A 9852-nucleotide genomic window follows, 5' to 3' on the forward strand; every position below is an offset into this window, starting at 1 on the left:
CCGATGGGTTGCAGCACCGGCGGGGAGGTGCCGGCCCGCAGCTCCAGCCCGGCGCGTACCGCCGCAAGCCGGAACGGCATCTCTTGACATCCTCTGCCCCTTGAAGAGGGCAGATTCCTGGCGGCGTTCATGCGGCCCGCCGGGTGGTTGACGCTTCGCAGCCCTCAGGTGTGGGGCTCCACGTCCGTACACGGCCAAGCCCGGCCGCGTGGAGAATGTTCACTGCCGCGTTCGTGTCGGCGTGGCCGGTCCAACAGCATGACGTGCACGCGAAGCGGATACCGGCGCGGGATGCTGGGTCGCGGTGCCCGCAGGTCGAGCAGGTCTGCGACGTGTACGCGGCGGGCACCGGCAGCAGTTGCCCGCCGCGCTCGGTCAGCTTGTACTCCAGCAGGGCGACTGTGCGGGCGTGCGCCTCGTCTAGCATGGCCCGGTTGAGGCCGGTTTTCTGCCGCACGTTACGGCCCGGCTGTTCGGTGGTGCCTTTCGCCGATCGGGTCATGTTCGTGATCCGCAGGCGTTCCACCACCACAATGCCGTAGGTGCCGGCGAGTTTCGTGGTGGTCTGGTGCTGCCAGTCGTGGCGGCGGCGCTTGGCTCTCGCGCGCAACCCGGCGATCTGGTCATAGGTGCGGTGCAGACGGTTCGACGTGCGCTGCAACGGTTGACGTGCCCGCTTCTGCCGGGCCGCCTTACGTTCCAGCCGCAGCAGGCGTTCGGCCTCTTTCGGTCGCAGCCACGGGCCGTGGTGCTGGTCGTTGCCGTCGGACAGGGCCAGGGCAACATTGACGCCCCGGTCGATCCCGACCGCAGGGCCAGGGTGCTGCGCCGGCGTCTCGACCTCCACTTCGGTGCGGAACACGATGTGCCAGCCCAGCACGTCCTTGACCAGGCGGGCGCCGGTAACGCGTCCCGACTCGCGGCCGACGCCGGGGATCGGGCCGGACCAGCGGAACCGCACCACACCAACCTTGGGGATGCGCACCTGCCCAACGTGGCGGGACAGGCGGGTAACCGCCAGGTCGCGGCCCTGCGGCACATCCACGGACATGCGGGAACGCAGGCGGCCCTTGAACTCCGGCGCACAGGCGCGGCCTTCCCAGCAGTTCTTCCACGCACGCACGTACGTCTTCAAGACCTGCTGCGCAGCCTGCGCGGGAAGATCCGCGAGCCAAGGGATGTCTTTACGGGCCTGACGGATCGCATCGTCGGCCTGCTGGAGACTCGGCCGTCGACCCTTGCCACCCCACGTCCACCACGCGTGCAGCAGGTTCCACATCGCGCGGGCGGCATGCCCCTGAACGTCAAGAGCGGCGGCCTGCTCCGAGGTGAGAGCGAGGCGACGCACATGCCCGCGGTTGACCTTCACGACCCGCCCCCCTTCCTCCACGGCCGCTCCCCGGTCCAGCTGCTGGGCACGGAAGCCGAGCACCTGCGCACGGCCGATCGAAGCCAACGCAGGCCAGGGTACGGTCTGCCACCGACAGGATTGCCCACGCGCGGCGTCCTCGGCCCGGCCTGATGATCTGGCGGGCGAGGACTGCGAGGACCCCGTCCTCCCATCGTGCGACACGCCGTGGAAGCCCTTGACAGTGGCTCCAATCGCCGCAACCCTGTCCTGTAGTTCTACTGCCGTAGGACAATAGAGAGGATCGTCCTGCGTGATCGAGTTTGTGCTGGACAGCCGGTCGAAGGTGAACACCTACATGCAGCTGGTGCAGCAGGTGAAACAGGCGCTGCGGGTCGGCCTGCTGGTGCCCGGCGACCAGCTGCCGAAGGTTCGCGACGTCGCGCAGTCGTTGGCGATCAACCCGAACACGGTGCTCAAGGCGTACCGCGAATTGGAGATCGAGGGCCTGGTCGGCGGCCGACCCGGGGTCGGCACGTTCGTCGAGCGCACCCTGGCGGGCGCGTCCCTGCCCAACCAGGCCGAGCTGCGCGAGGACCTGGTGGCGTGGCTGCACCGGGCGCGGTCCGCGGGGCTCACCCCCGAGGACGTCGTCGCCCTGGTGGAGACCACCATGCGGGCCGCGCTCGCCGACGAAGCACAGCAGAAGGAGCCCGCGTGAGCGGAGGAGAGGACAGAGGATGGACGTGGTCCTGGAGGCCGACCAGTTAGGCAAGCGGTACGGCAGCACATGGGCGCTGCGGGACTGCACGCTGCGCCTGCCCGCCGGGCGGATCGCCGCCCTTGTCGGCCCGAACGGCGCGGGCAAGAGCACCCTGCTGCACATGGCCGTCGGCCTGCTCCGGCCCGACGCCGGGGCCGTGCGGGTATTCGGCCAGTCGCCCTACAACAACACGAGCACCCTGGCCGACATCGGATTCGTCGCACAGGACACCCCGCTGTACCGGGACTTCAGCGCCGCCGAACTGGTCACCGCGGGCGCGAAGCTGAACCGGCGGTGGGACGCGGCCCTGGCCCGCAACCGGCTGGCCCAGCTCGGCATCCCACCCGACCGGCCGGTCGACAAACTGTCCGGTGGACAACGCGCCCAGGTGGCGCTCGCGCTCGCACTGGCCAAACGGCCCCGGCTGCTGCTGCTCGACGAGCCGGTCGCCAGCCTTGACCCGCTGGCCCGTCGGGAGTTCCTCCAGTCGCTGATGGGCAGCGTCGCCGACGCCGGCACCACCGTCCTGCTCTCGTCGCACCTGCTGGCGGACCTGGAACGGGTCTGCGACTACCTGATCGTGCTGCAATCCGCCCGTGTGCAACTCACCGGCACGGTCGACGAGATCGCGGCCGGGCACCGGCAACTGATCGGCCCTCGACACGACGGCACACCGCCCGCCGGCGTCGCTGCCGTGGTCCGGGCCAGCCACACCGACCGACAGTCCACGCTGCTGGTCCGCACCGACGGGCCGATCGACGACCCCTCCTGGGCGGTCCGGGAAGTCACCATTGAGGACATCATCCTTGCCTACCTCGCCGACGGGGAAACAATGACCAGCCACACCGAGTGGGGGGTGCCGGCATGATCTGGCTGGCCTGGCGGCAACACCGCAAACAACTCCTGTTCACCCTCATCGCGTTCGCGGCGCTCGCCGCCCTGATGATCCCGATCGGCCTGTCGATGCGGCACACGTTCGCCGACCTCGGCCTGTCCGACTGCGTGCGCCAAGCGGCCAACACCGACACGGCCCCGGAGGCCATGCGCACCTGCGACGGGGCGTTCCGCCAGTTCACGAACCGGTACGGCAGCCTGAATCTCGTGGCCGTCCTGCTGCTCGTCCTGCCGATGTTGGTCGGCCTGTTCTGGGGCGCCCCGCTGGTCGCCCGAGAGGTGGAACATGGAACCCACCGCTTCGCCTGGACTCAGGGCGTCGGCCGCACCCACTGGGCGCTGGTGAAGTTCGGCCTGGTCGGCGCGGTCACGGTCGCCCTCGCGATCAGCTACGGCCTGGGCATGTCGTGGTGGGCCAGTCCCCTGACCCAGGCCGCGCACGAGGGCCGGATGGGCGTCATGGTCTTCGACCTGGTCGGCGTCGTTCCGGTCGGCTACACCCTCTTCGCCGTGGCGCTCGGCATCTTTGCCGGCACCGTCTGGCGGCGGATGCTTCCCGCCATGGCCGTCACCCTCGTCGGATTCGTCGGCGTGCGAGCGGCACTGGCGGTCCTGGCCAGGCCGCACTACCAGCCCGCACTCACCCTCACCTCGCCCGTGGAAGGGGCCCAACCGATCATGTCCCGTGGCGACTGGGTCCTCGCCAGCGGGGTCCGCAACGCCGACGGGGCAATGGTGGCGGAAGACGCTCAGATCGGCTGCCCGCCGGGTGGCGGGCCGACCGGCGAGGCCTGCGGTGCTGAGCTGGGCCTCGGGCCGGGCGCCTACAACTGGCAGCTCTACCAACCGGGGAGCCGGTTCTGGCTCTTCCAGGGCATCGAGACTGGCATCTTCGTCGCGCTCGCGCTGCTCCTGGTCTATTTCGCCATCCGCAGGATCCGCCGCATCGCATAGTCGCACCAGCGGTGATCGCCGGTCCCTCCCGGGTCCGGCGATCACGCGTACCAGGCGCCGACCTGTCGGTGCGGCCCCGCGTCACCGTCGATCCGCTGGGTCCGTGCGTGGGCCGTCACCGCTGGGCGCCCACCGGTCAGGCCAGATCGAAGCGGGTGGCGAACGCCGCGCGCACCGGCCCGTCGGCCCGGTCGAGCACGGCGAAGGTGACCTGGTCGAACCAGCCCGCCGCGTCGCCGAGGGCGAGCGCGAACGCCTCCGCCACCGTCGCCGGGTCGTTGCGGAAGACTCCGCATCCCCACGCGCCCGGATACGCAGCACCGGCCCGACCTCGTCGGTGTCGGCGGGTTGGTTGCGCAGCACCGCGCCGCGGTTGGGCGCGGCGGCGGTCAGGAACGACACCTCGTGGAAGTCGTCGAGCAGCCGCCCCTTGTCGTCGCGGAACACCGGCACCCGGGGCGAGTGAATGATCCGGTTGCTGTAGAGCAGATCCCGCTGCTCGCGGTGGAATGAGTAGAACTCCGGGACGGACATCAGGCAGGGGAAGAGTGCGGAAGCTCGGGCGATGCTCTCCTCCTGGGCCTGCGCGCCGGTGCGGAATCCGCCGCCCGGGTTCTTTGCCGAGGCGAAGACCAGCGCGGCGACGTCCCCGTCGGCGGCCAGGCGCCGGGCGGCCAGCAGGGTGCTTTCCCCGGTCACCTCCACCGCCGGCCCGGCGCCGTCGACCGGCGGGGTGGGCAGCGGGTCGTCAGGCAGGTGCAGGCGGGTGCCGGCGACCGCGGCGCGTACCGGATCGGCGAGGTGCACCGTCTCGCCCCGGCCGTTGATGTATCGGCCGGCGTCGAGGATGTCCAGGGTGTCGCGGGCGATGGCCCGCAGGCGCGTAATCATGATCGTCTGATTGTGCGGCAGCGGCTGGCGCCGCGACGACCGGTTAACGGGCCGGCAGGTGCTGGACGAGCTGGATCGGGTTGCCGTCCGGGTCGGCCGTCCAGGCGATGAGCAGCCGGTCGAGCCAGACGTGCGGGGCGGCCAGCGCGGGCGCGCCGTCGTCGGTGAGCGTCGCGTACGCGGTGGCGGTGTCGTCGGTCCACAGGATGACTGCCGCGCGCTGGCCCGACGGCACCGGGTCGAGGCCGTGGTCGTCCCGGGTGGACGCGACCGACGCGATGCCGAGCCGGTAGCCGTCGAGGGTTAGGTCGACGTGGATCGGCTCGCCTTCGGTGGGGACCCTGAAGGTTTCGGTGAACCCGAGCCGGGTGTAGAAGGCGGCGGCCCGAGTGACGTCCTCGCTGAACAGGATCACCTGCGGAGTTCGGAAGATCGACATGCGCGGACCCTACCCCCGGGCGTCAGTCCGGCAGGCGGGGCATTTCCAGGCCGGGATCGCGTCCGAGCAGCACGGCCCGGGTCAGCGCCGTCGACCCGAACCGGTCCCGGACCGCGTCCATCGCGGCGTCCAGTTCCGCGCCTGGATCGCCGTTGAACGGCAGCGTCAGCTGCACGTGCCCGTCGTCGAGGTTGGCGACGGACACCCCGAGCAGCGTCACGCCTCGGGTCTCGATCTCCGGCAGCGCTGCGCGTAGCAGCGCGCGGGCGGCCTCGAGCAGTGGCCCGGTCTGCGCGGTCGGCTTGTCGATGGTGTGCGAGCGGGTCGCCGGGGTGTAGTCGGCGAAGCGCAGCCGCAGGGTCACCGTGCGGCCGGTGCGCCGCGCCGCGCGCATCCGCCCGGTCATCCGGTCGACCAGGCCGGCCAGCACGGCGTCGAGCTCGGCGGGGGAGTGCGGCTGCCGACCCAGCGCGTGCTGGGCGCCCATCGACGACCGTCGTCGCCCGACCTGCACGCGGCGGGGGTCGCGGTTGTGGGCGAGGGCGTGCAGGTGCCGGCCGGCGCCGCTGCCGAGCAGCGACACCAGCGTCGCCTCGTCCAGCCGGGCCACCTGCCCCACCGTATGGATGCCCCGGTCGCGCAGCTTCCCCGCGGTGACCGGCCCGACACCCCACAGCCGTTCCACCGGCAGTGGGTGCAGGAACGCCAGCTCCCGCTCCGGCTCGACGACAAGCAGTCCGTCCGGTTTGGCCACCCCGCTGGCCACCTTGGCGAGAAACTTCGTCCGCGCCACGCCCACGGTGATCGGCAGGCCGACGCGCCCGCGTACCTCCCGACGCAGCCGCGCCGCGATGTCGACGGGCGGGCCGGCCAGCCGGCGCAGCCCGTCCACGTCCAGGAACGCCTCGTCGATGGACAGCCCCTCGACCAGCGGAGTGGTTTGCCGGAAGATCTCGAAGACGGCTCGGCTCGCCGCCGTGTACGCGGCCATGCGTGGCGGCACCACGATCGCCTCCGGGCACAGGCGCAGGGCCTGCCGCCCGCCCATCGCGCTGCGCACCCCGCGCGACTTTGCCTCGTAGCTGCACGCTAGGACCACCCCGCCGCCGACGATCACGGGTCGGCCGCGTAGCCGGGGATCGTCGCGCTGCTCGACCGACGCGTAGAACGCGTCCAGGTCGGCGTGCAGGATCGTGGCGTCGCTCGGCATGGAGCAATGTTCGCACATTTGTTCGAAGAGGTGTGGAGGTTGTCGGGCTCGGACGAATTTTCCTGAAATGCATCGAAAAACCCGATAACGTGACGGCGTCGCGGGTGACGTCGACGGATACGGGGACCGGTGATGGGTGCCGAGCAGCGAAACATGGAACTCATGCAGACACTCGACGACGCCTGGAACGCCCAGGATCTCGAGACGTTCAACAGCCGCCACACCGAGGACGTGGTGGTCCGGTGGCCCGGCAAGCCCGAGACACACGGCCGGGACAACCACGAGGCCGAGGCGAAGGACTTCTTCACCGCGTTCCCCGACCAGCGGCTCGGCAACCGGCCGTACAAGGTGCTGTTCGCCTCGGGTGAGTGGACCTGCTCCATCGCCCGCTTCACCGGCACCATGACGGGCCCCGACGGCAGCCAGATCCCGCCCACCGGCAAGTCCTTCGACGTGGACTTCTGCACGGTCGCCCGCTGGGTCGACGGCAAGATCGTAGAGGAGAACCTTTTCTACGACCTGACCACTTTCATGAAGCAGATCGGGCTCGGCTGAGCCGGCGCGCGGCCGGCTCAGCCGCCGCGCGCCGGCTCAGTCTTCTCAGGCGCCCCGGGTCCGGGGCCGGCCGGCGGACCGGCGCAGCGAGTTCGGGGCGTTCACGCCCGCCTCGTCGCTCACGCCGACCCCGAGCCGCTCGACCAGCTCACCGCCGAGCCAGCCGGTCACCACGGCGAGCGCGATGCCGACGAAACTGCAGATCAGGGCCGCGGCACGCGGTTCCCAGTTGGTGGCGGCCAGCCGCTGGAACCAGCTCGCCGCGAACAGCGCCAGCACCACCACGTTGCCGAGGCCGTGCACGGCGCCGACCCGCTTCGCGCGGGTACCGGAGGGGATGCCCATCCAGTCGATGAAACCGAACACCCCCGCGACCAGGCCGCCGATGATGCCGATGCCCATCGTGTACGCGGCGGAGATCTGGAATCCCGCCCGGTCGGTGGCCAGGTAGATGATGTCGAAGATTACCGCGGTGGCCAGCAGCCCCAACGGGAACACGATCAGGATGGGATGGATCCCGTGGCCCAAGGCCTTGGCACGACTCTCCATTTCTGTCCCTTTCGTCTGCGCCCCAGTTCCGGGCCGGATTATGCGCCCCAGTTCCGGGCCGGATTCCCGGATCGGCCCCGGCTACACCCGCCGGCGCATGGAGACCGCCTGGCGTGGCGCACGCCGGATCACCGCCAGCCGGTCGCCGCGCGCGGTCACCGAGGTACGCCCGCCCCGCCGCCGTCGCACCGTCAGGTCGACCGTGGCGTGCCCGACCCGTACGCCCTCCAGCCGCAGGTCCGGCAGCCACTCGGGCAGATGCGGATCCACGAAGATCGTGCGCAGCGGCGCGGCCGGCCGCAGCGCCAGCAGCGCCTGGACCAGCGCGACGATCGCGCTCGCCGACCACGCCTGCGGGGAACAGGAGTTCGGGTAGACGCCGGGGTGCGGGTGAGCCGGGTCGCGGGGCAGCCCGCTGAGCACCTCGGGCAGCCGGTGCTCCTCGAACAGCGCCGCCGCGGCGAACATCCCCTCGGCCAGCCGGTGCAGATGCGGCCAGCAGCCGTAACGGGCCAACCCCACGCCGATCGTGCCGGCCTCCACCGGCCAGACACTGCCCCGATGGTAGCTGAACGGGTTGTACGCGGGGTGGTCGGCCGACAACGTCCGCACCCCCCAGCCGCTGAACATGTCGGGTGCGAGCAGCCGGTCGGCCACCAGCGCGGCGGCCCGGGCCGGCACGATGCCGCAGGCCAGCAGATGCCCGTCGTTGGAGTTGGTCGAGCGCACCGGCCGCTTGTCCGGCCCGAGCGCCATCGCGTAGCAGCCCCGCTCGGGCAGCCAGTACGCCCGATGGAAACGGCGGCGCAGCGCCCGGGCCCGGGCCAGCAGGGCGGCGCCCCGCGCCGGATGGCCGGTCACCGTGAAGACCACGGCGGCGTGCCGCAGTGCGGCGTACCAGTAGCCCTGCAACTCGCTGGTCGCGATCGGATCGGCCACCAGTCGGCCGTCCTCGTCGACGATCGCGGTGTCCGAGTCCTTCCAGCCCTGGTTCTTCAGCCCCGCCCGGGAGCGGCGGTGGTACTCCAGGAAGCCGTCGCCGTCCGGGTCGCCGTACCGCTCGAGCCAGCCCAGCGCCCGCCGGGCCGTCGGTAGCAGCTCCCGCACGGTGTCCAGGTCCCCGGTCCAGGCGAGGAACTGCCCGAGGAAGACCAGGAAGTCCGGCGCAGTCGACCAGTCGCCGTAGTAGCTGGTGAACGGGTTCAACCCGAGCGCGGAGACCGGACCCTGCCGCGCCTCGTGCAGCGGCTTGCCCGGTTCCTCGTCGCGCCAGTCGTCCAGCCGCTCGCCCACGTGCCCGGCGATGAGCCGCAGGCTGTCCGCCAGCATGGTCGGACCGGCCAGCAGCGCCTGCCAGGAGGCGGTCATCGTGTCCCGACCGAAGATCTCCTGGTAGATGGGCAACCCGGCGATCGGCGCCGCCGGCCCGGCCGGTTCGCCGAGCGGCAGCACCGCCAGGTCGTGCGTCGCGCACCGCCACGCCGCCGTCACGTCGAAGTTGCTGCTGCTCAAATCGGCCAGCTCGCCGATCAGCCGGGACCGGGCCCGGGCGGCGGTGTCGTCGGGCTCGGTGAACGTCGGCGGGGGAGCGGGCAGCCGTGCCCCGTCGAAGAGCGGCTCCACCAGCAGCTCCACCCGGGCGTGGCCGCGCGGCGGCACCGCGAGTTCGACGGCGAACGCGCCGTCGGCGTACGTCACGGGGGTGTCGGCCCGGATCTGGACCACGACCGCGCGGTCGAGGTCGTCGCGCAGGTAGGTCAGGCGCAGTTCCCCCGTCGCCCGGTCCCATCCGGCGCCGACGTCGCCGGTCTGCAGCCGGTGGCCCGTCTCCGCCTCGCTGGTGTCGGCGAAGTCCGCCTCGACGCGGATGCGGACCGGGAATCGCAGCGGCTGCTGGGCGTAGCTGACCACGGTGAACCGGGTACGCAGCCCCGGGCCGACGAACCGCTCGGTGAGCAGGTACGCGGCGCGCGACGGCAGCGCCTCCCCATCACCCAGCTCGGCGTACGTCAGCTGGGCGTGCCCATGCACGTTCGCGGCGGCGAACGGGATCGGCTCCCGACCGTCGACGGTGATCCTCTCGACGTTGAGCACGCGGGTGTTGCGGGCGAAGAAGCCCTGCGGATCGACGCCGCTGATCCGGCCCCGTACGTCGGTGACCAGGGTGCTCCACCCGCTCGCGACGTAGAGCAGGTCGGGCCGGACGCGCAGGTTGCGGACCCTGGTCATCGGCCGCCTGTACCCGTTCG

General features: G+C 71.4%; 10 protein-coding genes. 4 read left to right on the forward strand and 6 right to left on the reverse strand.

Annotated elements, in window-relative coordinates; genetic code table 11:
- Positions 1-127: 127 nt before the first annotated feature.
- Positions 128-1456 (reverse strand): RNA-guided endonuclease InsQ/TnpB family protein, encoded by a 1329-nt coding sequence (locus tag ACNAW0_RS24890; protein WP_416290421.1) that lies wholly within the window; start codon positions 1454-1456, stop codon positions 128-130.
- 205 nt (positions 1457-1661) lie between these two features.
- Between ACNAW0_RS24890 and ACNAW0_RS24895 the strand changes: the two genes are divergently transcribed.
- From ACNAW0_RS24895 to ACNAW0_RS24905, 3 genes are read left to right on the forward strand one after another with little or no spacing between them, the layout of a single operon-like run.
- A complete protein-coding gene (locus ACNAW0_RS24895; protein ID WP_416290422.1) occupies positions 1662-2069 on the forward strand; it encodes a GntR family transcriptional regulator in 408 nt (135 codons plus the stop codon).
- Between the two features lie 19 nt (positions 2070-2088).
- Entirely contained in the window at positions 2089-2979 is an 891-nt protein-coding gene (locus ACNAW0_RS24900; RefSeq protein ID WP_416290423.1) for an ABC transporter ATP-binding protein, read from the forward strand.
- Complete coding sequence (locus ACNAW0_RS24905; RefSeq protein WP_416290424.1) at positions 2976-3959, forward strand: transporter; 984 nt, start codon at positions 2976-2978, stop codon at positions 3957-3959. Before ACNAW0_RS24900 ends, ACNAW0_RS24905 begins: the two co-directional genes overlap by 4 nt.
- A gap of 81 nt (positions 3960-4040) precedes the next feature.
- On the opposite strand, the gene ACNAW0_RS24910 is transcribed toward ACNAW0_RS24905, so the two are convergent.
- The 3 genes from ACNAW0_RS24910 to dinB are packed head-to-tail and all read right to left on the reverse strand — an operon-like array spanning position 4041 to position 6499.
- Positions 4041-4850 carry a TIGR02452 family protein gene (locus tag ACNAW0_RS24910; RefSeq protein ID WP_416290425.1) on the reverse strand — a complete coding sequence of 270 codons (810 nt, stop codon included), beginning with the start codon at positions 4848-4850 and terminating at the stop codon, positions 4041-4043.
- A 43-nt stretch (positions 4851-4893) separates the two neighbouring features.
- Positions 4894-5289, reverse strand: coding sequence for a VOC family protein (locus ACNAW0_RS24915; protein ID WP_416290426.1), 396 nt, complete (start codon positions 5287-5289; stop codon positions 4894-4896).
- Positions 5290-5311: 22 nt separating this feature from the next.
- Complete coding sequence (dinB, locus tag ACNAW0_RS24920; RefSeq protein WP_416290427.1) at positions 5312-6499, reverse strand: DNA polymerase IV; 1188 nt, start codon at positions 6497-6499, stop codon at positions 5312-5314.
- Positions 6500-6652: 153 nt separating this feature from the next.
- Here dinB and ACNAW0_RS24925 point away from each other — a divergent pair, with 153 nt between their 5' ends.
- Positions 6653-7054 carry an ester cyclase gene (locus ACNAW0_RS24925; RefSeq protein ID WP_416290428.1) on the forward strand — a complete coding sequence of 134 codons (402 nt, stop codon included), beginning with the start codon at positions 6653-6655 and terminating at the stop codon, positions 7052-7054.
- 45 nt (positions 7055-7099) lie between these two features.
- Here ACNAW0_RS24925 and ACNAW0_RS24930 read toward each other — a convergent pair whose 3' ends face one another.
- Together ACNAW0_RS24930 and ACNAW0_RS24935 are read right to left on the reverse strand one after the other, a co-directional pair.
- Positions 7100-7603, reverse strand: a complete 504-nt coding sequence (locus tag ACNAW0_RS24930; RefSeq protein ID WP_416290429.1) for a DUF2231 domain-containing protein — start codon at positions 7601-7603, stop codon at positions 7100-7102.
- 81 nt (positions 7604-7684) lie between these two features.
- Entirely contained in the window at positions 7685-9832 is a 2148-nt protein-coding gene (locus tag ACNAW0_RS24935) for a glycogen debranching N-terminal domain-containing protein (RefSeq protein WP_416290430.1), read from the reverse strand.
- Positions 9833-9852 lie beyond the last annotated feature (20 nt).

The sequence above is a fragment of the Micromonospora sp. SL1-18 genome, from assembly GCF_047921505.1.
In the GTDB taxonomy this organism is placed as follows: Bacteria; Actinomycetota; Actinomycetes; order Mycobacteriales; family Micromonosporaceae; genus Micromonospora.

Coding starts and splice junctions, on each gene's coding strand:
- ACNAW0_RS24900 (WP_416290423.1), top strand. CDS start 2,089: ATGGACGTGGTCCTGGAGGCCGACCAGTTAGGCAAGCGGTACGGCAGC.
- ACNAW0_RS24905 (WP_416290424.1), top strand. CDS start 2,976: ATGATCTGGCTGGCCTGGCGGCAACACCGCAAACAACTCCTGTTCACC.
- ACNAW0_RS24910 (WP_416290425.1), bottom strand. CDS start 4,850: ATGATTACGCGCCTGCGGGCCATCGCCCGCGACACCCTGGACATCCTC.
- ACNAW0_RS24915 (WP_416290426.1), bottom strand. CDS start 5,289: ATGTCGATCTTCCGAACTCCGCAGGTGATCCTGTTCAGCGAGGACGTC.
- dinB (WP_416290427.1), bottom strand. CDS start 6,499: ATGCCGAGCGACGCCACGATCCTGCACGCCGACCTGGACGCGTTCTAC.
- ACNAW0_RS24925 (WP_416290428.1), top strand. CDS start 6,653: ATGGAACTCATGCAGACACTCGACGACGCCTGGAACGCCCAGGATCTC.
- ACNAW0_RS24930 (WP_416290429.1), bottom strand. CDS start 7,603: ATGGAGAGTCGTGCCAAGGCCTTGGGCCACGGGATCCATCCCATCCTG.
- ACNAW0_RS24935 (WP_416290430.1), bottom strand. CDS start 9,832: ATGACCAGGGTCCGCAACCTGCGCGTCCGGCCCGACCTGCTCTACGTC.